The 20,908-nt window shown below is 51.9% G+C and carries 19 protein-coding genes; 8 read left to right on the top strand and 11 right to left on the bottom strand.

Going from position 1 to position 20,908, the window contains the following annotated elements; translation table 11 throughout:
* Position 1 precedes the first annotated feature (1 nt).
* Positions 2-1,075, top strand: a complete 1,074-nt coding sequence (locus ACT3RQ_RS03780; RefSeq protein ID WP_172118775.1) for an ABC transporter permease — start codon at positions 2-4, stop codon at positions 1,073-1,075.
* Entirely contained in the window at positions 1,068-2,660 is a 1,593-nt protein-coding gene (locus ACT3RQ_RS03775; RefSeq protein ID WP_444680019.1) for an ABC transporter ATP-binding protein, read from the top strand. The genes ACT3RQ_RS03780 and ACT3RQ_RS03775 overlap by 8 nt, the downstream gene beginning before the upstream one ends.
* A 120-nt stretch (positions 2,661-2,780) precedes the next feature.
* Here the strand turns inward: ACT3RQ_RS03775 and ACT3RQ_RS03770 are convergent, their stop codons facing one another.
* Both ACT3RQ_RS03770 and ACT3RQ_RS03765 read right to left on the bottom strand, forming a co-directional pair.
* Positions 2,781-3,485: a pseudouridine synthase gene (locus ACT3RQ_RS03770; RefSeq protein WP_444628431.1), complete on the bottom strand. Its 705-nt coding sequence runs from the start codon at positions 3,483-3,485 to the stop codon at positions 2,781-2,783.
* Complete coding sequence (locus ACT3RQ_RS03765) at positions 3,485-4,300, bottom strand: amidohydrolase (RefSeq protein ID WP_193057194.1); 816 nt, start codon at positions 4,298-4,300, stop codon at positions 3,485-3,487. Before ACT3RQ_RS03765 ends, ACT3RQ_RS03770 begins: the two co-directional genes overlap by 1 nt.
* Positions 4,301-4,371: 71 nt before the next feature.
* Between ACT3RQ_RS03765 and rarD the strand changes: the two genes are divergently transcribed.
* Positions 4,372-5,280 carry an EamA family transporter RarD gene (gene rarD / locus ACT3RQ_RS03760; protein WP_444680018.1) on the top strand — a complete coding sequence of 303 codons (909 nt, stop codon included), beginning with the start codon at positions 4,372-4,374 and terminating at the stop codon, positions 5,278-5,280.
* Between the two features lie 138 nt (positions 5,281-5,418).
* Here the strand turns inward: rarD and ACT3RQ_RS03755 are convergent, their stop codons facing one another.
* Complete coding sequence (locus tag ACT3RQ_RS03755) at positions 5,419-5,727, bottom strand: methyl-accepting chemotaxis protein (RefSeq protein WP_444680017.1); 309 nt, start codon at positions 5,725-5,727, stop codon at positions 5,419-5,421.
* Between the two features lie 208 nt (positions 5,728-5,935).
* On the opposite strand from ACT3RQ_RS03755, the gene ACT3RQ_RS03750 reads away from it, so the two are divergent.
* The 5 genes from ACT3RQ_RS03750 to ACT3RQ_RS03730 all read left to right on the top strand — a co-directional run bounded on the left by ACT3RQ_RS03750 (position 5,936) and on the right by ACT3RQ_RS03730 (position 11,298).
* Positions 5,936-7,636: a SulP family inorganic anion transporter gene (locus ACT3RQ_RS03750; protein WP_444680016.1), complete on the top strand. Its 1,701-nt coding sequence runs from the start codon at positions 5,936-5,938 to the stop codon at positions 7,634-7,636.
* Positions 7,637-7,802: 166 nt separating this feature from the next.
* Positions 7,803-8,909, top strand: coding sequence for an MlaE family ABC transporter permease (locus ACT3RQ_RS03745; protein WP_172118782.1), 1,107 nt, complete (start codon positions 7,803-7,805; stop codon positions 8,907-8,909).
* The gene (locus tag ACT3RQ_RS03740; protein ID WP_444680015.1) at positions 8,906-9,745 is read left to right on the top strand and encodes an ABC transporter ATP-binding protein; all 840 of its coding nucleotides are present in this window, start codon (positions 8,906-8,908) and stop codon (positions 9,743-9,745) included. The genes ACT3RQ_RS03745 and ACT3RQ_RS03740 overlap by 4 nt, the downstream gene beginning before the upstream one ends.
* A 3-nt stretch (positions 9,746-9,748) precedes the next feature.
* Positions 9,749-10,690, top strand: a complete 942-nt coding sequence (locus ACT3RQ_RS03735) for an MlaD family protein (protein WP_172118784.1) — start codon at positions 9,749-9,751, stop codon at positions 10,688-10,690.
* Complete coding sequence (locus ACT3RQ_RS03730) at positions 10,687-11,298, top strand: ABC-type transport auxiliary lipoprotein family protein (protein ID WP_444680014.1); 612 nt, start codon at positions 10,687-10,689, stop codon at positions 11,296-11,298. The genes ACT3RQ_RS03735 and ACT3RQ_RS03730 overlap by 4 nt, the downstream gene beginning before the upstream one ends.
* A gap of 49 nt (positions 11,299-11,347) precedes the next feature.
* Here the strand turns inward: ACT3RQ_RS03730 and ACT3RQ_RS03725 are convergent, their stop codons facing one another.
* The 8 genes from ACT3RQ_RS03725 to osmF form a co-directional block, all read right to left on the bottom strand.
* A complete protein-coding gene (locus ACT3RQ_RS03725) occupies positions 11,348-13,195 on the bottom strand; it encodes a protein kinase domain-containing protein (protein ID WP_444680013.1) in 1,848 nt (615 codons plus the stop codon).
* A 20-nt stretch (positions 13,196-13,215) separates the two neighbouring features.
* Complete coding sequence (locus ACT3RQ_RS03720) at positions 13,216-14,490, bottom strand: 2-oxo acid dehydrogenase subunit E2 (RefSeq protein ID WP_444680012.1); 1,275 nt, start codon at positions 14,488-14,490, stop codon at positions 13,216-13,218.
* Positions 14,491-14,508: 18 nt separating this feature from the next.
* Positions 14,509-15,486 carry an alpha-ketoacid dehydrogenase subunit beta gene (locus tag ACT3RQ_RS03715; protein WP_444680011.1) on the bottom strand — a complete coding sequence of 326 codons (978 nt, stop codon included), beginning with the start codon at positions 15,484-15,486 and terminating at the stop codon, positions 14,509-14,511.
* Position 15,487: 1 nt separating this feature from the next.
* The gene (locus ACT3RQ_RS03710) at positions 15,488-16,690 is read right to left on the bottom strand and encodes a thiamine pyrophosphate-dependent dehydrogenase E1 component subunit alpha (RefSeq protein WP_172118813.1); all 1,203 of its coding nucleotides are present in this window, start codon (positions 16,688-16,690) and stop codon (positions 15,488-15,490) included.
* Positions 16,691-17,039: 349 nt separating this feature from the next.
* Positions 17,040-17,798, bottom strand: coding sequence for an ABC transporter permease (locus ACT3RQ_RS03705; protein WP_444680091.1), 759 nt, complete (start codon positions 17,796-17,798; stop codon positions 17,040-17,042).
* Positions 17,799-17,811: 13 nt separating this feature from the next.
* Positions 17,812-18,777: an ABC transporter ATP-binding protein gene (locus ACT3RQ_RS03700; protein ID WP_444680010.1), complete on the bottom strand. Its 966-nt coding sequence runs from the start codon at positions 18,775-18,777 to the stop codon at positions 17,812-17,814.
* Complete coding sequence (locus ACT3RQ_RS03695; RefSeq protein WP_444680009.1) at positions 18,774-19,970, bottom strand: ABC transporter permease; 1,197 nt, start codon at positions 19,968-19,970, stop codon at positions 18,774-18,776. Before ACT3RQ_RS03695 ends, ACT3RQ_RS03700 begins: the two co-directional genes overlap by 4 nt.
* A 3-nt stretch (positions 19,971-19,973) precedes the next feature.
* Positions 19,974-20,885, bottom strand: a complete 912-nt coding sequence (osmF, locus tag ACT3RQ_RS03690) for a glycine betaine ABC transporter substrate-binding protein OsmF (protein WP_444628417.1) — start codon at positions 20,883-20,885, stop codon at positions 19,974-19,976.
* Between the last annotated feature and the right edge of the window lie 23 nt (positions 20,886-20,908).

The following is a 20,908-nucleotide window of genomic DNA, read 5'->3' as shown; positions in this document are numbered from 1 at the left end:
AATGAGCGGTTTTACATCACGGCTATCCCCCATTACGCAGCGCCGTTTAGCCGCCTTTAAAGCAAATCGTCGCGCGCGGATATCGCTTTGGTTGTTTGGCGTGCTGTTCATTATCAGCCTGTTTGCCGAGCTGATTGCCAATGACAAGCCGCTTATTCTGAACTACGACGGGCAGTGGTATACACCTTTACTGGTGGATTATCCGGAAACAGATTTCGGGGGCTTTCTTCCCACCCGTACTGACTATTTGGACCCGTTTATTCAACAGCAAATTAGCGACAACGGCTGGGCCATATGGCCGCTTATTCCGTTCTCCTATCAAACGCTGGACATGCAGATGCAACAACCCTCACCAGCCCCCCCGGATAGCCGCCACTGGCTGGGCACGGATGACCAAGGGCGCGATGTGCTGGCCCGCGTGATCTACGGTTTTCGGCTCTCTGTCTTTTTTGCGTTAGTGCTTACGACAGGCTCGCTGGCGTTAGGCGTTCTAGCGGGCGGTGTGCAGGGGTATTTTGGCGGCAAGGTGGACCTTATAGGCCAACGGGTCACTGAAATATGGTCGGGGCTACCGGTACTGTTTTTGCTGATTATTTTAGCAAGCTTCGTGCAACCCGGTTTTTGGTGGCTGCTGGGCATTATGCTGCTCTTTTCATGGCTAGGCCTGGTCGATATTGTGCGGGCCGAGTTTTTACGAGCACGCAATTTGGAATACGTACGCGCAGCAAAAGCCATGGGGTTGCCGTCTCGGCTGATTATGTGGCGCCATGTCCTGCCGAATGCCATGGTGGCTACCCTAACGTTTATCCCCTTTCTGTTTACCGGGGCGATTGGTACGTTAACAGCGCTCGACTTTTTGGGCTTTGGCCTGCCGCCCGGTTCCCCATCCCTGGGGGAGCTTGCCGCTCAGGGTAAAAATAATCTGCACGCGCCATGGCTGGGTATTACCGCCTTCATGACGCTTGCCGTGATGCTCTCCTTGCTTGTCTTTATCGGTGAAGGGCTGCGCGATGCCTTCGACCCACGCCACATTAATCAGCGCCAAACGCCTGCGCAGGACACCCAACATGCCTAAACCACTACTTCGGCTAACGGATTTCACGATTGCCTTTGATGATAATGTAGTGGTAGATGCGCTTTCATTAACGGTCAATGCAGGCGAAACGCTGGCGATTGTGGGTGAGTCCGGCTCGGGCAAGTCCGTTTCAGCACTAGGGGCTATTAATCTTTTACCCCGCAATGCCATGATAAGCGGCGAGCGCTGGCTAGAGGAGACTGACCTCAATCAACTTGGTAAGCGCGATTGGAACAGCGTGCGTGGCAACCGCGTAGGGTTTGTGTTTCAAGAACCCATGACATCACTCAACCCTTTACACCGTATCAGTAAGCAGATTGGTGAAACCCTGCGCCTGCATCAAGGGTTAAGTGGGCAAGCGGCGCGAGCGCGGGCCAGAGAACTGCTTGAACAAGTGAAACTGCCCCGCGTTGATGAGCTGTTGGATGCCTGGCCTCATCAACTCTCCGGTGGTCAGCGTCAGCGCGTCATGATTGCCATGGCCATTGCCAATAACCCAGCACTACTAATCGCCGATGAGCCGACGACCGCGCTGGATGTCACCGTCCAGCAAGACATACTCGGCCTTTTAAAAGAGCTTCGCGATCAGCATGGCATGGGCATGCTGTTTATCAGCCACGACTTGAATCTTGTAAGCCGCTATGCCGAGCGGGTTTGTGTGATGTATCGCGGTAAGATTCAGGAAATGGGGCCAGTTGAAGAGGTTTTTCAAAACCCACAAAGCGATTACACCAAAGCACTGTTAGCAGCGGAGCCGGAAGGCCGCCCGGCAGCGCCTGCCAATGCGGCGCCCTTATTAACCGCTCGCCAGCTAAGCGTTAGTTTTAAGCGCCCCAAAACAGGGCTATTCAAACGCCAGCCTCCTCCCTTTGAAGCGCTTAAAGCAACCGACTTGAGTATTTCGCCCGGTGAAACGTTGGGCATTGTCGGCGAATCAGGCTCAGGTAAAACGACGCTGGCATCCGCGATTATGCGCCTGGTGCACAGTCAGGGAGACGTTATCTTAGGTGATGCGACCTTGAGCCAGCTTACGGGCAATGCACTACGGCACCAGCGTCATCGCTTACAAATGGTATTTCAGGACCCATACGGTGCGCTTTCACCGCGTATGCCGGTGTTTGATATCGTGAGTGAGGGGCTACGTTTTCACTATCCTGCGCTTTCACTCGATGAAGTTACCCGCCGTGTGCAACAAACGCTGCTTGAGGTGGGGTTACCGGAAGGCTGTGCGGCACGCTATCCCCATGAGTTCTCCGGCGGACAGCGCCAGCGAATAGCCGTGGCCCGAGCCATTATTTTAGAGCCTGAACTTCTCGTGTTGGACGAGCCTACCTCAGCGCTGGACCGTACCGTACAAAAGCAGCTTGTGACGCTACTTCGTCAGTTACAGGAACGTCGTCAGCTTAGCTACCTATTTATCAGCCACGACTTAGCCGTAGTACGTGCCATGGCGCACCGTATTATGGTGCTAAAGGATGGTGAAGTGGTCGAACAGGGCCCCTGCCTTGACGTGCTGTCCTCGCCTCAGCATGCATATACTCAGTCGCTGATTGCCGCCGCCCATTTGCCACGTTTTTCTGCCTAGCGTTTCTTTGAAAAATGTAAGCAGAGGCGTTGTTTAAAGAAGCAAGATAACGGTATAAGCCGAGTATTGAATACGCACTTGACCTACTGCCGTTTGGCCAAGTGCGCTTAGCGGCTGAATTTAGAAGCTGTCGATTTCTTCCTGCGTTAACTCGCGCCACTCCCCGGGGCCCAAATCATCCGTTAATACAACATCACCAATAGATTGACGGTGCAGCGCATTAACATGGTTACCCAGCGCGGCAAACATACGCTTAACCTGGTGATAGCGCCCTTCAGTCAGGGTAAGTTCCGCTTGTAGAGGCGTTATAAACCGGAGTAACGCAGGCTGCGTTGGTGTCTCTTCATCATCCAGCAGAATGCCCTGGGCTACCTGATTGATTGCCCACTCCGCATCGTTGCCTTCCATAGGCTCAGCCAAGTCGGCGATATAGACCTTGGCGCAACGATGACGCGGTGAAGTAACACGATGAGACCACTGGCCATCATCAGTCATCAGTAAAAGGCCAGTGGTATCAACATCCAGCCGCCCTACTGGTTGAAGACGCTCTACTTTGGGCAAATCAATCAAATCAATTACCCGTGGATACAGCCCGCGCCTGGCAGTGCACTCAACATCCGTTGGCTTGTGCATGATTACATAGCGAAGCCCGACCAGCGAAAGCGTTTCGCCGTTGAATTTCACCTCATCCTGCTCGGTATCAATCTGGGTGGCCGACTGCTTAATAGGCTCACCATTAAGCGTTACCTCGCCATTTTTAAGCGCTCGTTTTGCCAAACTACGCGTTAGCGGTGTGGTTTCACTTAAAAATCGATCAAGGCGCATTATTGGCCCACTCCTGGCAGTAACGAAAAGTGGTCGGCATCTTGCCAGGCTGGAAATTTTTCACGAAAAGCATTTAACTCCGTTTTATCAAGCGTCCCCGTTTCAATAAACGGCGTATTTTCAGGGTGGTCGATGAGCGGTTCGCCCTTGAAATCGACCAGCATGGAGTCGCCACTGTAAGCAAGGCCCTTGGCATCTTCACCAACGCGATTAACCCCCACGACATACGCAAGGTTTTCCACCGCCCGAGCCTGAAGCAGTGTTCGCCAAGGCTGCCGACGCGGTGCTGGCCAGTTGGCAACACACAGTAGCGCATCATACTCGAAGTGCTCTTGCGCTGCTGGCTGTTGACGCAACCAAACAGGAAAACGCAGGTCATAGCAAACGCTTAACAGTAGCTTAAACCCCTTGAGCTCGACTATTTCACGCTGGCTGCCCATACCATAGCGTTCATGCTCACCCGCCATACGAAACAAGTGGCGTTTATCGTAATGGCGGATATCACCCTCGGGCGTGGCCCATATCATACGGTTGTAATACTGGCCGTCATCAACGATGGCCACACTCCCGGTGATGACACAGTTACGCGCTTTAGCTTGCGCTTGCAGCCAGGCGACGCTTTGACTTTGCGCCATGGGCTGGGCCATTTCGCGCGAGTTCATGGTAAAACCCGTTGCAAACATCTCGGGTAATACGATGAGATCGGTGTCACGGCTGTCCAGATCGCCCAGCAAACGGACTAAATGATCATGGTTGGCCTGTGGGTCTTCCCAGCGCAAATCGCACTGTACCAGGCTCGTTCTTAGCTGACTCATGTCACGTCTCCTTTGCCAGTATGTTTTCGCAATTATGTGGTAGATTAGCATTTTTAAATAATGAGGCTGCTATGCTTTCCCCTCCAGCGCGTGATCCACAGGCTATCAAAGGCGTCACATTTGGGTTAGCAGCCTATATAATGTGGGGGTGTTTCCCGCTTTTTTTCGCGCTGTTTGACGGTATTCCAGCGTTTGAAATTCTTATCCACCGAATAGTGTGGTCGTGTGTTTTTCTTGTGGTACTCATCACGATGTTAAGCCGTTGGTCCCCCGTGATAACGGCGTTGAGCCAGCCTCGCCGTTTAGGCCGTGTACTGATTTGCGCCGTGTTAATCGGCTTCAATTGGGGGCTTTATATTTACGCGGTGGAAAGCAATCAGGTGTTGCAAGCAAGCCTTGGCTATTTTTTAACGCCACTCGTTAACGTGGCACTGGGCGTGCTGGTGCTGCGTGAAGTGATGGCACGTCTTCAGTTAGTGGCGTTAGGCCTTGCAGGCTTGGCCATTGCCATCCAATTTGCACTGCTGGGTGAACTGCCCTGGATCAGCCTGATGCTAGCACTCAGCTTTGGTAGCTACGGGCTTTTTCGAAAGCAGGTGCCACTGGACGGTTTATCGGGACTGTTTGTAGAAACCCTCCTGCTGTTCCCTCTGGCACTGCTCGCCCTGACATGGCTTAGCTGGCAGGGTAATTCACACTTCATGATTGATGTACCAACGAGTGTTTTACTGGCGGTAAGCGGCGTAATAACCGCTTTACCGCTGATGGCTTTCGCGGGTGCGGCTCAACGCTTACGGCTCTCGACGTTGGGTTTTTTGATGTACATCAACCCTACAATTCAGTTTTTGATCGCCTTAACCATTTTTGGTGAACCGCTGGGTACCATACAGCTTGCCACTTTTATTATGATCTGGTTTGGGCTTGCGCTCTATTCCTGGTCATCCTGGCAATCACGCCCGCATCAGGCCGCTATCCGCTAACGCTTCTTGCCCTGAATGCGATAATGTCAGGGCAGAGCTCGCCTCTTCTACCCCCTCTGGCTGATAGCCAACCCGGAAACCGCCTCATCGTGAGTAGACACGTAGCCATCACGATTACAGGCAATCGCATAGCTCAAGCTATACTCCGTCAGCAGCGGCTCTTGTACGCTTGCCTACCTGTTGTCCCCCCTCGGAACGCTCTCGAATACGCACCATTATTGCCCCCATCGTAGAGACAACTCCTTGGCCGCTTTGATGCTCCTTAACCAGCGTTTCTACGTTTTGGGTCGCGGTTGAGATCTTGAGCGCCAAGCTCCGTACCTCTTCGGCCACCACGGCAAACGCGCTGCCATGTTCATCCGCTCGGGCCGCTCCAATCGACGCATTAAGTGATAACAAATAGGCTTGCCTAGCAATGCCTTCAATCATTTCGGTGACATTACGCATCCGCTCTATCCAGATGCTGCTGGTCGGCCATAAAAACACTGAGCGGCGCAAAGCGGGTTATGCTGATGAAATAAGTAACACTTTGGGGGAAGAGAGGTGGCTTATTTAAGAACCTTAGCCGTAATTACTGGCATAACGCGTTAATATAAGGATTAATAAAAGAACCAACGGTTCTTAAAAACCATTGATGCCTGATGGCCCGGAGCCCATGTTTAAGCGTTATTTACCTATTCTCACTTGGCTGCCGCACTATCATAGACGCCTGCTGGGTGCTGATGTGCTTGCTGGGATCATTGTGACCATCATGGTCATTCCGCAATCGCTTGCTTATGCATTACTAGCGGGACTGCCAGCCGTTGTCGGATTATATGCCAGTATCCTGCCGCAGCTTCTATACACCCTAATGGGGACAAGCCGTACGCTCGCCGTAGGCCCCGTTGCCATTATCGCGCTGATGACTGGCGCAGCGCTCGCTTCCGTAGCGCAGCCAGGCACTGATGCCTATTTACAGGCAGCCTTGGTACTTTCATTACTTTCTGGCGCTATATTAGTCGCGATGGGCGCGCTACGGATGGGCTTTTTAAGTAACTTTTTAAGTCATCCGGTCATTTCTGGCTTTTTAACCGCTTCAGGAATACTCATTGCAGCAAGCCAGTTAGGGAGTCTCTTAGGCGTCTCCAGTAGCGGCTTCACGCTAACTGAGCGTGTGATGACGCTACTCCCCAACCTGCCTCAATTTAACCCCTACACATTTGCGATTGGCGCAGGCACGTTGGTATTTCTTATTGCCATGCGTCGCTATGGGAAGCAAACGCTTAGCGCACTGGGCCTTCCTGCCGCGCTTGCTGACTTAATCACCAAGGCGGGGCCTGTTTTTGCCGTCGTTACAACTACGTTTATTACCTGGCATTGGCAACTCACAGAGGCAGGCGTTAAGGTCGTAGGCGCTATTCCAAGCGGCTTGCCAGCGCTTAGCTTTCCGTGGGAGGACGCCTCTTTATGGCGAGCATTGTTAATTCCGGCGCTGCTGATTAGCTTGGTAGGTTTTGTCGAGTCCGTGTCCATGGGCCAAATGCTGGCGGCAAAACGGCGCCAGCGCATCTCACCAAACCAGGAACTGATCGGCTTGGGAGCCGCCAATCTGGCAGCGGGTGTTACCAGCGGAATGCCGGTAACGGGGGGGCTTTCAAGGACGGTGATCAACTATGACGCCGGAGCCCAAACCCCAGCGGCCGGGGCGTTTGCGGCTCTGGGCATTGCACTTATCACCTTATCATTTACCGGCTGGCTTTATTACCTACCGATTGCCACCTTGGCCGCCACCATTACGGTGGCTATTTTAACGCTGGTGGATATTTCCATGCTGCGTCAAACCTGGTGTTATTCGCGCAGCGATTTTGCCGCAATGGCCGTGACCATTTTATTGACGCTGACCGAGGGGGTTGAAGCCGGTATTATGAGCGGTGTTGCATTATCGATAGCGCTATTTCTTTACCGTACCAGTCGCCCACACAGTGCACTGGTTGGCCGGGTACCGTATACCGAACATTTTCGTAATACCCACCGCCATAATGTAGAAACCATTAGCCATGTGGCACTGCTGCGTATCGATGAAAGCCTCTACTTTGCCAATGCTCGCTACCTGGAAGATACTGTTTATAACCTGGTGGCCAGTCATCCTGAACTTGAGCATGTGGTACTGATTTGTTCAGCGGTTAACCTGATTGACGCCTCTGCGCTGGAAAGCCTTGATGCCATCAATGCGCGACTCAAAGATTCCAACGTCAAACTTCATTTGTCGGAAGTGAAAGGTCCTGTCATGGACAAGCTTAAAAAGAGCGACTTTCTGGACGCTCTAACAGGTCGGGTTTTTTTGAGTACCTACGCGGCCTGGCGAGAGTTTTCCTAAATAAGATGGATAACATGCGTATAACTGGCTACTCTAAACGGCGATTAATAAGCTACAGTATAATTACGAAGGAGTAAGTAATACGTTGTTTTGAGAGGGCTTCTCTAGATGGTTCGATTAAAGTAATGTGAATATTTTAGCGAGCCAACGGCGTTTAGGAGCAAAAATGCCAAGTGAGTGGATTATAAAGCGGGACGAAAAATTAGTATTACAGGGCGAATGGACGCTTTCTAATTACAAGCAGCTAAAAAATGCGGCTCAAAACTATTCCCAACCAAACGATATATCCCTTACCGGTATTGAGCGACTGGATACCGCAGGTGCCGCTGTCATTGTTGGCATGATCGGTATTGAAAAGTCTCGCGCAATAAGCGATTGGGCAGGCGAGCTCCCCCAGGAACAACAAGCGCTTTTAAAGCGTATCGCTGAAGCAATGGATGCCCCGATCGAAGCCGTGCAGCATAGTTCCAACCGTCTCACGGATGCGCTGGCAAGTATTGGGGAGCACATGGCGGGGTTATGGTCGCAGCAACGCCAGTTGCTGGCCTTCATCGGGCTCGTCATCGCGACACTGGTACAGGTCGCTTTTAAACCAAAACGCTGGCGAATAACTGCCACCGTCGCCCAAATACAGCAAAGCGGCCTTAATGCCGTTCCCATTGTTGCTTTGTTAACCTTCATGGTGGGTGCGGTCGTTGCGTTTCTGGGCGCCACTGTTCTCGAACAATTTGGCGCGACTGTTTACACCATTGACCTGGTGGCATTTTCATTTCTACGTGAATTTGGCGTTTTGTTGGCAGCAATTTTATTGGCAGGCCGAACTGCCAGTGCATTTACGGCTCAGTTGGGGTCGATGAAATCCAATGAAGAAATTGACGCGCTACAGACGCAGGGGCTAGACCCTATTGAGTTATTAGTGCTGCCCCGGATCATAGCGCTTCTCGTTAGTCTGCCTCTACTTACCTTTATAGGAATGATGTGTGGCTTAATGGGAGGTGCGCTTGTCGCTGTGCTCTCTTTGGATATATCAACGGGGCAATTTCTTTACATACTGCAAAAAGATGTTGCGTTGAATAATTTCCTGGTAGGGATGAGCAAGGCCCCCATATTCGCCTTTGTTATTGCCGTCATTGGCTGTCTGGAAGGCTTCAAGGTTAGTGGTAGTGCACAATCAGTAGGTTCTCATACCACATCCAGTGTCGTGCAATGCATTTTCATGGTTATTTTGATTGATGCACTTGCCGCTCTGTTCTTTATGGAGATGGGCTGGTGAGCGAATCTACTGACTCCTCAAACCAATCACCCAGCCACTCGTCTGGACGACCGGTGATTGAAGTTCGCGGTCTGGAAAACCGCTTTGGTAACCACGTCGTACATGAATCGCTGGACCTTGATCTACTCGACGGCGAGATTCTCGGAATCGTGGGCGGATCAGGTACGGGGAAATCTGTTCTTTTGCGCAGTATCGTGGGGCTAAAACGCCCCAATGCAGGCAAAATTAATGTGTTGGGTAATGATCTTAACCAGTTAAGCAGTAAGGAGCGCAGCCAGGTTGAGCGACGCTTTGGCGTGCTTTTTCAACAAGGCGCCCTGTTTAGCTCGCTTAGCTTACAAGAGAATGTGGCGCTGCCCATTATTGAGCATGCCAAATTACCACGAGAAGATGCGGAATATCTGGCGCGGGTAAAACTCTCGCTGGTGGGGCTTGAGCCCGAAGCTGCATTGCAGTATCCAGAGTCGCTCTCTGGGGGCATGATTAAGCGTGCCGCCTTGGCTCGCGCACTGGCATTAGACCCTGACATTCTGTTTCTTGATGAACCTACTGCAGGCTTGGACCCTATTGGCGCCGCTGCGTTTGACCAATTGCTGGTCACGTTGCGTAATGCGCTCGGCTTTAGCGTTTTCCTGGTAACACACGACTTGGATACACTTTATGCAGCTTGCGATAGAGTGGCCGTACTTTCTCAGAAACGTGTTTTAGTAACGGATACCATTCAAAATGTTGCCCGGACGGATAATGAATGGGTCCAGAACTACTTTAACGGGCCTCGTGGCAGAGCCGCCAACAAGACCGCCCACTCAAATGATCGTCAGCTAAGGAGTGAGTAGCACATGGAAACACGCGCTCATCACGTTCTAATTGGTTTATTTACGGTAATAACGGCGGCAGCGGCTCTGCTATTTACGCTCTGGATCAGCCATGCAGCGGGTCAGCGCGACTATCAAACGTACCGTGTCTTGTTTGAACGCAGCGTTAGCGGGCTGACAGTAGGAAGTGCAGTGCAATATAACGGCATCAGAGTAGGCGATGTAACAACGCTGAATCTCAACCCTGCAGATCCTCGTCAGGTTATTGCCAAAATTCGTGTCGAAAAAGATACCCCCGTCAAAGAAGATACCCACGCGCAGCTAGCGTTTGCGAGTATTACTGGCAGCATGTCGATACAGCTCTACGGTGGAACACCGGATAGTCCTGCGTTAATTGATCATGCGGGTGATGAAATACCCGTTATTCATGCAGACCCCTCCCCGCTCTCCACTTTTTTAGAAGAAGGTAAAGAAGTGGTTGATAACATTAACTCAATTTTGGCTAATGTGAATAACCTCTTCGATGATAGTAATCGTCAGAATGCAAGTAACGTCCTGACGAATATAGACCAAATTACCGAAATGATAGCGTCACAGCGTGAAGCGTTTGAAGAGAATTTAGCCCTATTAGGCACTGCATCACGCCAAGCGACCACCACGATGGCCAGTATTAACGTATTGAGTGAGCAAGTTACCCAGCTGCTCGAACAAGATGGACAAAACGTTATGCAAAATGCTGCCAATGCCAGCCAGGATATCGCCCGCGCAGCGCAGCGGATGGAGCAACTGATAGAGCAAAATGCTGACGCAGTTGATAGCACCTTGCAAGGCACCCGCGATATTGGTCCTGCGCTTTCTTCCTTGCGTTCAACGCTTAACTCATTGGATCGTATCGCCCGTGAGCTGGATGAAAACCCAATTGAATTCTTGTTGGGCCGGGACCAGATAAAGGAATTTAGCCCATGAACTTACGCCCTGTTTTTGCCGTACTCACTGTATCCGTACTCTTGTTGAGCGCTGGGTGCTCCATCGTCCCTAAAAACGACCCGGCGACGCTTTATCGCCTCCCCTCCACTAACGTGCCTGACATAAACATGTCCTCCAATGCAGCGACTGAAACATTGGGCATTGCTACGCCAGAAGCCGGATACCTGCTAAGCGGTAATCGCATAGTGGTCTATCCGGAAAAAAATATCGTTAATGTGTATGAAGGCGCTCGCTGGTATGAAGATACCCCCGCTCTCGTTCAATCACGGTTAATAGAAGGCTTGCAGCAAAGTCAGCTCTTTGGCAATGTCGGAACCGATCAACTGCCCTCGCAACTGCAGCTACTTAGCTCACTGCGTAGTTTTCAAAGTGAGTATGAAAATGGGCGCCCTAATGCCGTTATTCAGCTCGATGTCCAGCTTGTAAACGCCCATGACCGAGCTCCTATTGCTTACCGCACGTTTACCACGACCAGCCAGGCAACCGATGTTGATATATCTTCAGTGGTCGACGCCTTTGGCCGCGCAAGCGACACACTGGTTGAACAGCTGATCACATGGCTGCAAGCTAACAGGTCTTCTTTTTAGACCACTGTTTGACGTCACTTTTAGCCTGCTGATGTCTATCCGTAAGAGATCAGCAGGCTTTTATGTTTTTAACGTGTTCTCGTGGATTGTGTGGGTAGTAGCGCTCGGGCTGCCGCTCCAGATGGGTAAAAAAGCGGGTGTCTTTATAGGGCATCTTCATAAAACCAGAAACGCCCAACCCCTGGATCTGGTTAACCGCGCCTAAAATATGGGTAAGCAATGTTTGAAACTCGCGCTCCCTTGCGGGGTCAAGCAGCCGGTAATAACTGTGTATTTTAAGATGCTGAGGGAGCGCCTCGAAGATAATCATTCCGGTATGATGAATATCGTTAAGTTGCTGCAGGATCGTCATAATCTCGGCGGGCAATATCAACAGCTCTTCCGGATCGGGCCCATCTTCAAAATAACTATGCTGGCGGCTCCGATCCTCCAGCTCTGGTACCGCGTTCATTTCGTAGTTAATCACCATATCAGGCTGGCAGTAAAACGGCTCATGCTCCGTTTCCCGCTCTATATGCAGCGTTTGGCGCGCATTAAATAAGCAGCTTTTGAAAACGCCTTGGCGATGAATGGCGCGCGCCAAGTGAACCGTATTATTAACAGCTTCAATAAAGGCGGGCTTCACGTTTGGGTCATGCAAGTTGAGGGAAGAATCAATATATACCCCTTCGCGCTCCCAACGTACGGCCAGCCCTCCTACTACCGGATATTTACCCAGCCGACTTACCGAGGCTAAAAACGCTTTTTCTGTCTCCCCCATCCCCTGCATAAACTGTTTATAGTAACGGTCCAACTGTACATCGTTAACCTCGTTGAGCGTTTCCTCAACGCTGGCTTCTCGCAGAAACGCCTTGCGAGAGCTATACACCACGGTATCAATTTCCTGCTGCACAGGGCGAACCCATACGGGCACAAGAGGCGCCTCGGGGCTGGTGGGGAAGTCAATCATTACCACGTTTGCCATGCGCGTCATTGTGTCGATAAAGTAACTGCCTGCAGTAAGGCGAACCTGCGGGTCGGGGTCCAGCATACCATCCAATGTACGGGCAAATTCCATAGGCAACCCCAGGGAGCTTGCAGGAATAGCGCGATGGCCAAACCGGCACGACTGTGCTGATGCCAGCGCATACAACGTGCCCGCCACGCCCTGTTCATCAAAACGTGGCGAAGAGAGCGCACCGTTTAGCTGCTCTTCACCAATAAAATAGACGTCACCCAAACGTGCATTGGTTTGCTGCAGGTTATCGGACATCAGCTCCATCACATTCGCCCCAACGAACTGTAGTTGAGCATCCAGTTGAGCAAAAACAGACGATCCCCAATCAATCAGTGCAATAGACTCTGTGTCAGGGTCGAAGACCAGATTGGAGGGTTTGATATCGCCATGTACTACTGGCCGGCCATGGGGCCCAGCATCGCGGCGAAGCGCGATTAAAATATCAACAAGCTGACGCGCTATACGCATAATCAAGCGTGGTGACAAACGTCCTCTTTTGAGGGATATCTGCTCTAGGTTCCAACCGGGTGCGCGCTCCATGACTAAAATCGACTGACCTCTTGCGCGCTGGTAGGTGATTAACTTGGGAATGCGAGCATGAGACACTTGATCCAGCATAAACGCCTCTTCTTCGAGACGTTCCTGTAAGTGTGTAGGCAGCGTAATGCGAGAAAATTTGAACACGTAGTGCGCCAGCGTATCGCCACTGGGCACGCTGCCAGAAAACACAAAACCGTAGGCGCCTTTGCCAATCAGCTCAATCCCCTGATACCCAAGCTGACTAAGCTGGGCCTGGCAGAGCGCTACCCAGTCTTTAAGCTTTTGCGCATCATTATGGCTCAGCAGATAGACCGACTGCTCTTCAGGTATATAAAATTGCTGTAACGGCGCCTGCGGCATCTTGTGTCCTAAGCGTGCATTTATCCCAAATAAAGCAGCATGGTTTCAGGCGCTTCCAAAAAGCCTTTCCATGTATTACAAAAGCGCGCAATGGTGCCGCCATCAATGAACCGATGATCTCCTGCCCAGGTAATTGTCATAATGGCGCGGCGCTGAACGGCGCCTTGCTCATCAAAACGCGGCAGCCACTGCGTTTTGCCTATCGCAACAATAGCCGCTTCGGGGGCATTAATAATAGGCGTGGCATAAGTCCCCCCCAAGGCACCGATATTGGAAATACTGATCGTCCCTCCCTTTAGATCAGCCTGGTCGACACGGCCTTCACGTGCAGCAACGGTCAAGCGGCCCACTTCACGAGCGATATCAAGCAACGTTAAACGCTCAACGCCTTTAACATTGGGCACTAATAATCCGGTTTTGCTATCTACCGCCATACCTATATTGCACTGAGGATAGTAGTGAAGCTCGTCACCGGCTTCATTGAGTTGCGCATTAAGTATCGGCGTTTCGGCCAAGGCGAGTGCTAACGCCTTCATAAAAAAGGGCATCAGCGTAAGGCGCTGCCCTTGAGCATCTGCCTGAGGCTTTAGCCGCTCGCGTAGCGCCAATAGCTCAGTAACATCAAGCTCTTCGCCATAGTGAAAATGCGGAATAGTCGTTGCAGAGGCAACCATGCGTTTTGCCATCACGGCACGCACGCCGCGTAAGGGCTCTATACGTGGCGCGTCCTGCTCTGGGTTGTGCGTCTCACCGATAGTAGGCACTGGCTTGGCTATCGACGGCTCTTCCTCGTTGTGGTGAATATGCGCCAGCACGTCTTCTTTAAGCACTCGGCCCTCTTTGCCGCTGCCAGCCACCTCGGTAATTGTTAACCCATGCTCTCGTACTAGCCGCCTTACCGCCGGGCTCGCGGGCACTTTTCCATAAGCTCCCTGTGCAGTTGGGTTACTAGGCGGCGTAGCGACGGGTAACTCAGCAGCGTCATCCGGCACATCCGGTAGCTCGCTTATTGACGATGCATGATGCGAAACAGAGCTGCCTCCTTCTCCTTCGTTCTCATCCAAGCCTTGGTAGGCGTAGAGTGGAGCATGCACTTTGGCAATTTGCCCTTGTGGCACATAAAGCCGTGTTACCACACCCGCTTCAGGGGCGGTGATTTCCACCAGCGCCTTGTCGGTCATGACCTCAACGATGGGCTGGTCTTCCTCGATATGATCACCTTCCGCAACCCGCCACTCCACGACTTCACACTCAACGATGCCTTCGCCAATATCTGGCAATTTAAAATCGCTCATTGCTCTTCTCCTTGGGCGCTAGAAATTAACGCTTTCACGAATCGCTTCAAAAATCTTCAAATGATCGGGAAAATACTCTTTTTCCAGCACCAAGGGGAAAGGAGTATCCAGCCCGGTCACCCGCTTTATCGGCGATTCGAGATAGAGAAAACAACGCTCTTGAATGGTCGCTGCTATTTCGCCGGCAAAACCTCCGGTTAGCGGTGCCTCATGGCTGATGACAAGCCGACCTGTTTTTAGTACAGACTCAGCAACGGTATCGGCATCCCAGGGAAGCAGGGAGCGCAGATCAATCACTTCGCAGGCAATGCCTTGCGCTTCAGCAAGCTCTACTGCTTTTTCAATTACCTCCATCTGGGCTCCCCATCCTACCAGGGTAATATCGCTGCCCTCTTTGATGATGTCTGCTTCACCTATCTGCAGCTGATAATCCTCTTCCGGCACCTCGCCCACTGAAGCGCGGTAAAGACGCTTGGGTTCTAAAAAAAGTACCGGATCTGGATCTCGGATGGAAGCCAGCAACAGGCCTTTTGCCTGGTAGGGATTACGCGGCACCACCACTTTTATCCCAGGCGTATGGGTAAAGTAGGCTTCCGGAGACTGAGAGTGATAAAGCCCACCGGATATCCCCCCACCGTACGGGGTACGGATCGTTAGTCCGCCGACGTTAAACAAGTCGCCTGAACGATAACGATACTTGGCCGTTTCGTTAACAATCTGGTCAAACGCGGGAAAGATATAGTCGGCAAACTGGATCTCGGCAACAGGCACCGAACCCTGTGCTGCCAAACCGTTGGCAAAACCAATAATGCCTTGCTCTACCAGGGGCGTATTAAAACACCGCGCTTTACCGTATTTTTCCTGTAGATGGCTGGTGGCGCGAAACACACCACCGAAAATGCCGACGTCCTCACCAAAGCAAATGACCTTTTCATCCTCCGCCATGGCGATATCCAGCGCATTGTTAATGGCCTGCAACATATTCATTGTGGGCATGTTACGCCTCCCCTTTAGAATCAGTGGGCGTCTGCACGGTCAAGTCTAACGACCGAGCGCCTTGGGGGTACGCCTCAGGGTAGCGACGAATATGGCTTTTAAGTTGGTCGAATTGACGTTGAAGCGCTGGGGTTACATCGGCATAAACATCACTTACCAGGCTATCCAATGAGGGTGGAGGCCGCTTTTCAGCACGCTTCATGGTTTCAAGCACATCACGGCGCAGTGATTCCTGCTGCTGGGTTTCCTCCTCTTCGCTCCACCAACCTTTCTTCAACATCCATTTTTGCATTCGCAGCACGGGGTCCTTGAGGCGCCATGTCTCTTCTTCGCTTTTTAAGCGATAGCCAGAAGGATCATCAGAGGATGAGTGAGCGGCAAGGCGATACGTCATCGCCTCAATCAGCACCGGGTGATTATGCTCAACCGCCAGCTTGCGTGCCTGCCGAGTGGCTTCGTATACGGCAAGTACATCGTTGCCATCTACACGAATAACGTGCATGTGATAACCAAACGCGCGCGGTGCAATGCCATCCGCGGCAAACTGCTCAACGGCGGGAGTGGAAATGGCATAGCCATTATTACGGCAGAAAAAGATGACGGGCACTTTATGGACAGAGGCCATATTAAGCGCCGCATGAAAGTCGCCCTCTGACGCTGCGCCTTCGCCAAAAAAGGTCAACGTACACTGCCCATCGCCTGCAAGTTTTTGACCGTAGGCATAGCCGGTTGCCTGGGGGATTTGGGTAGCCAAGGGTGACGAAATCGTCATGTAGTGAAGTTTACGTGAACCGTAGTGAACCGGCATTTGGCGGCCCTTGCCATAATCCAGCTCATTGCCGAATAGCTGGTTCATAAACTCATCAATAGAAAAACCGCGATACATCAGCGCACCCTGCTCACGGTATTGCGCCATGATCATATCCGCATCGTCCAGGGCGGCGGTGGCGCCCACCACCGCCGCTTCTTCTCCTACGCACTGCATGTAGAAGCTAAGCCGCCCCTGGCGCTGTGCGGCCATCATACGTTCGTCAAGAATACGAGTGGATAGCATGGCCTGGTAGAGCCTGCGTGCATGTTCACGCTCTAGCGCAGGCGCTTCGGCACCGCTATAAAGTTCGCCTTCAGGGTCGAGCAAGCTGAAGGTGGAGATGGAAAGCTCATCGCCCGTCAGAAACGTCGGCTGGTGTACGTAGCGAATCATCATTATTGTCCTTGTTATGCCTCTTTTGAAGGCAGTATTGTCGGAGATGACTGTTTATGCCAGTGGATTTATCTGGTTTCAGTCAACGCAACGACTACGACAGTAACGCAGCACAAGGACTTTAGGCATACCACTTAAGACGAAGAGACCAACGACGACAAGATAATCTGGAACGGTTCAAGGAGATGGCGGTTTAGGCTCTGTCTGAAAAGTGTCTGCGCTCGACAATACGGCGTTAAAAATTGGCTCAAAATACTCATTTACACATGTAAACTCCGTTTTTTCGCCAATTTTTGCCTTGTCTTGTCTTCGCTCGTCGACTTTTCAGACAGACCCTAGAAGCAAGGCGTTAGGAAGAAGAGAGTCGTAAGCGCAGCCTGGTTTGAAGTGCATCAAACATGCTATCAACCGTAAGCGCCAGAAGCGCGATCACCAAGGCCCCCTGAAGGACGTAAGCCATATTGTTATTAATAATGCCGGCAATGATCGGGTCCCCGAGGTTACTGGCGCCCACCGTGGCACCGAGTGCAGTGGTCGCAATATTGATAGTCACTGAGGTACGAATACCTGCCAATATGACGGGCGCAGCCAAAGGCAGCTCTACCTGGTAAAGCACCTGGAGGGGCGTTAGCCCCACTGCACGGGCTGCGGTTTTAATATCCTTATCAACATCCTGAAGCCCTGCCAGGGTATTGCGTACAATCGGCAGCAGGCCATAAAGCATCAACGCTACAATAATGGGCAAGGTGCCAAAACCCAGTACCGGCACGGCCAATGCCAATACCGCCACGGGGGGAAACGTTTGTCCAAGTGATGCAAGTTGTGACACTAACGGCAAAAAATCCTGCCCTTTTCGACGCGTTACCGCAATGCCTGCGCCAACACCCAAGCTTATGGTAACAACCGCGGCAACTCCAACGACCAGCACATGGCGCTCAAGCAACACATAAAAAGGTGTACGTTGATAGATAACCTGCCGAACATCCGGCTCTATCCATTGAAAGATACCTTGGGCGTGCGGTATTCCCACGATACAGACAGCCAACAGCGTGCCCCATAAGAATGGCCACAACCAGACCGTCTTTGCGGTGGCTTGGGTCGAACGCATCACACGCTTCACATCAGGCTTCACGCATGCTTCCTTTTTCCAACTGGGCCTCTTTTACTATCTTGCGCAGAGACAGCTCGCCAATTGGAACATCCGCCTGATCGACGACAGCAAGACGATCCGTATGGTCGCGCAGCATCATGGAAAGCGCTTGGCGCAACGAAAAGTCAGCGGGTATACGAAATTGCGAGGGTAATGTTGGCCCCATCGAAGACATGTGGTCCTTGACTCGCGTTAAGGCCGCTTGCTTTAAACCACGCTCAAGCCCACCCAAAAGCGATTCAACAAAAGGGTCCTTGGGGTGCTGTAATAGTGAAAGCGGTGTCCCCTGCTGCACGATATGGCCATCGCGCATAACGACAAGATGATTAGCCAGCTTAAGCGCTTCATCCATATCATGTGTGACAAACACAACGGTTTTATGTAACCGCGCCTGAAGGCCTGCCAGCTCATCCTGCAACTTGACGCGCGTGATAGGATCCAGCGCGCCAAAAGGCTCATCCATTAATAAAATATCCGGATCAGCCGCCAAGGCGCGAGCAACACCTACGCGCTGAGCCTGCCCACCAGAAAGCTGATGCGGATATTTATGTGCGAACTCAGCAACCGGCAAGCCAAGCAAGCCCATTAGCTCCTCAACCCGCGCCTGAATATCTTTCGCAGGCCATTTCAGTAGGCGTGGTACCAGCCCAATATTGCGAGCAACCGTCCAGTGAGGGAATAGCCCCGTGCTTTGAATCACATATCCGATCCGGCGGCGCAGCTTGACCGGGTCATACACTTCAATGGCCTGGCCATCCAGAGTAATTTCACCATCACTTTTTTCGATTAAGCGATTGATCATGCGCAACGTAGTCGACTTGCCACAGCCAGAGGTACCTACCAGGGCACAAAACTGGCCTTTTTCCACCTTTAGATTAATGGCATCAACTGCCGTTTCAGCACCGAAACGCTTTGAGACGTGTGAAAGTTCGATCATTGGACGCCTCCTGGGCGCAGTGCTTCTGCCAAGGCACCCAGGCCCGCATCCACTAACAAAGCTAATATCAAAATGGGCAGTGCACCCAGCAGCACCATGTCCATGGCGGCCTGGCCTAGCCCCTGAAAGATGAAGGTACCTAAGCCCCCTGCGCCAATCAAAGCCGCTACTGCCGTAAGCCCAATGGCTTGAACCGTCGTAATGCGTACACCCTCCAACAGCACAGGCAGCGCCAAGGGTAGGCGAACCTGCCAAAACCGCTGAATACGGTGCATGCCCATGGCGCTTGCGGCTTCCAGAGTATCCGGACTGACCTCTTCCAAGGCAGTGTAGGTATTGCGCACCATCGGCAGCAGGCTATAAGCCACCAGCGCAATAAGCGCGAGCGTATTACCAATTCCACTCACCCCAACCTTAGCTAGGAAAGGCACATTGGCGGCAAGCCACGCCAGCGGCGCCAGCAAAAGGCCAAAGAGTGCCAGGCTAGGGATGGTTTGGAGGAAATTAAGCAGCGCAAAAGCAACCTTTTGCAGCCTGGCAAAGCGACGCATCAACAGGGCAAGCAGCGTGCCCATTACCACACTCATACTCACAGCGGTGCTCACCAGGAAAATATGCTGCCTGATCGCCTGTATAAATTGATGATCCCGCGCTTTAAATTCCTGAACCAGAGCCAAGTCGCTTAACCAGAGCCACGCGCAAAGCCACCAAATCAGTCCAACGCCTGACAATATGAGAACCGGCCATAAACGTTTTAAACCAAGCCGCAGGCGTAGTTCAACGATACCTAACAATGAGATAAACAAGACAACCCAATAACCGCCCCCGATGCCTAATCGCGCTTGAGGAAGCTCTGGGTCTATTAAAAAGTGGCTGGCGACCATTAATCCAAACGGCATCAGCGTCAGTAGTAATACCACTACGCCCAAGGCCGCCCAATAGTGGGTACGGCTGGGCTGATACGCCAGGCTTCCCAACGCAATGACCAGTAATGAGACAAGCACAGCACCGGGCCAGCCGAAGGCGCCCTGAACGTTAACACTCTCTCCTTGCACAATTCGGTTAGGTGCAACGCTGACGGTATCCACCCCCCAAACCGCTGCCAGCATCACCACACTTAAACTGATTAAAACAGCATTAGGGTAACCACCACGCCCCAAACGAGGCGTGGGCAGCGCATCCAAAAGCGACATTTATTAGTTATCCAAACGGTCGAGATAGTCGTTAGCGACCTGACTTGCCGATAAACCGTTAACGGCTACATCCGCGTTAAGCGCTTGCAGCGTTACCTCGTCCAGGGTTGTAAATACATCATGAAGCAGCGGCTCGATATCCGGATAGGCTTCAAGAATACTTTCTCGTACGACCGGTGCGGGCTGATAGACAGGTTGAACGCCTTTCGAATCTTCCAATACCACCAGGCCCAAGGCACTTAAGCCGCCATCCGTTCCATAGGTCATCGCTGCGTTAACGCCACTGGTTTGTTGAGCCGCGGCACGCATTGTAGCCGCTGTATTACCGCCTGAAAGCACCAGCAGCTGTTCATCCGTTAACTCAAATCCGTACGCATCTTGAAAAGCGGGTAATGCCTGAGCGGATTCAACGAACTCTGCACTGGCCGCAAATTTGAAATCGCCGCCATCAGCAATATAAGCAGTAAGATCATCCAGTGTTTTCAAATTATGCTCATCTGCAACATCCTGACGAATACTCATGGCCCAGGTATTATTCGCGCTCGCGGGCGTTAGCCATACCAACCCATTTTGCGCATCCAACTCACGTACGGTTTGATGTGCCTGGTCAGCATCTTTCCATACATCGCTATCCGCCATATCGAAAAAGAAAGCACCGTTTCCGGTGTATTCAGGATATAGATCAATTTCTCCAGCAGTTAGCGCGGTACGCACCACATTCGTAGCACCCAGTTGAAGGCGGTCTTGCGTTGGTATGCCGTTGCGCTCTAGCGTCTGAATGATTAACTCACCCAGCACCGCCCCTTCCGTGTCGATTTTGGAGGCAACGACAACGGGCTCATTGGCATTCGCTTGGCTTAATGTTGTCAACGACAGGGCAGCGACAGATAGCAGAGATTTGATAGTAAAGCGCATCTTGGCAATCCTTTAGTAGACGT

The organism is Halomonas sp. AOP43-D1-4 (assembly GCF_052446175.1).
In the GTDB taxonomy this organism is placed as follows: Bacteria; Pseudomonadota; Gammaproteobacteria; order Pseudomonadales; family Halomonadaceae; genus Vreelandella; species Vreelandella citrativorans.
This window is presented reverse-complemented; position numbering and strand designations above follow the sequence as displayed.

Bases quoted from the DNA above. Each gene is read 5' to 3' on its own strand.
- ACT3RQ_RS03725 (WP_444680013.1), bottom strand. From the start codon at position 13,195: ATGCCGCAGGCGCCGTTACAGCAATTTTATATACCTGAAGAGCAGTCG.
- ACT3RQ_RS03735 (WP_172118784.1), top strand. From the start codon at position 9,749: ATGGAAACACGCGCTCATCACGTTCTAATTGGTTTATTTACGGTAATA.
- ACT3RQ_RS03750 (WP_444680016.1), top strand. From the start codon at position 5,936: ATGTTTAAGCGTTATTTACCTATTCTCACTTGGCTGCCGCACTATCAT.
- ACT3RQ_RS03710 (WP_172118813.1), bottom strand. From the start codon at position 16,690: ATGATTCGCTACGTACACCAGCCGACGTTTCTGACGGGCGATGAGCTT.
- ACT3RQ_RS03700 (WP_444680010.1), bottom strand. From the start codon at position 18,777: ATGATCGAACTTTCACACGTCTCAAAGCGTTTCGGTGCTGAAACGGCA.
- ACT3RQ_RS03775 (WP_444680019.1), top strand. From the start codon at position 1,068: ATGCCTAAACCACTACTTCGGCTAACGGATTTCACGATTGCCTTTGAT.
- osmF (WP_444628417.1), bottom strand. From the start codon at position 20,885: ATGCGCTTTACTATCAAATCTCTGCTATCTGTCGCTGCCCTGTCGTTG.
- ACT3RQ_RS03720 (WP_444680012.1), bottom strand. From the start codon at position 14,490: ATGAGCGATTTTAAATTGCCAGATATTGGCGAAGGCATCGTTGAGTGT.
- ACT3RQ_RS03695 (WP_444680009.1), bottom strand. From the start codon at position 19,970: ATGTCGCTTTTGGATGCGCTGCCCACGCCTCGTTTGGGGCGTGGTGGT.
- ACT3RQ_RS03745 (WP_172118782.1), top strand. From the start codon at position 7,803: ATGCCAAGTGAGTGGATTATAAAGCGGGACGAAAAATTAGTATTACAG.
- ACT3RQ_RS03780 (WP_172118775.1), top strand. From the start codon at position 2: ATGAGCGGTTTTACATCACGGCTATCCCCCATTACGCAGCGCCGTTTA.
- ACT3RQ_RS03770 (WP_444628431.1), bottom strand. From the start codon at position 3,485: ATGCGCCTTGATCGATTTTTAAGTGAAACCACACCGCTAACGCGTAGT.
- ACT3RQ_RS03705 (WP_444680091.1), bottom strand. From the start codon at position 17,798: ATGCGTTCGACCCAAGCCACCGCAAAGACGGTCTGGTTGTGGCCATTC.
- ACT3RQ_RS03755 (WP_444680017.1), bottom strand. From the start codon at position 5,727: ATGCGTAATGTCACCGAAATGATTGAAGGCATTGCTAGGCAAGCCTAT.
- ACT3RQ_RS03765 (WP_193057194.1), bottom strand. From the start codon at position 4,300: ATGAGTCAGCTAAGAACGAGCCTGGTACAGTGCGATTTGCGCTGGGAA.
- ACT3RQ_RS03730 (WP_444680014.1), top strand. From the start codon at position 10,687: ATGAACTTACGCCCTGTTTTTGCCGTACTCACTGTATCCGTACTCTTG.
- rarD (WP_444680018.1), top strand. From the start codon at position 4,372: ATGCTTTCCCCTCCAGCGCGTGATCCACAGGCTATCAAAGGCGTCACA.
- ACT3RQ_RS03715 (WP_444680011.1), bottom strand. From the start codon at position 15,486: ATGCCCACAATGAATATGTTGCAGGCCATTAACAATGCGCTGGATATC.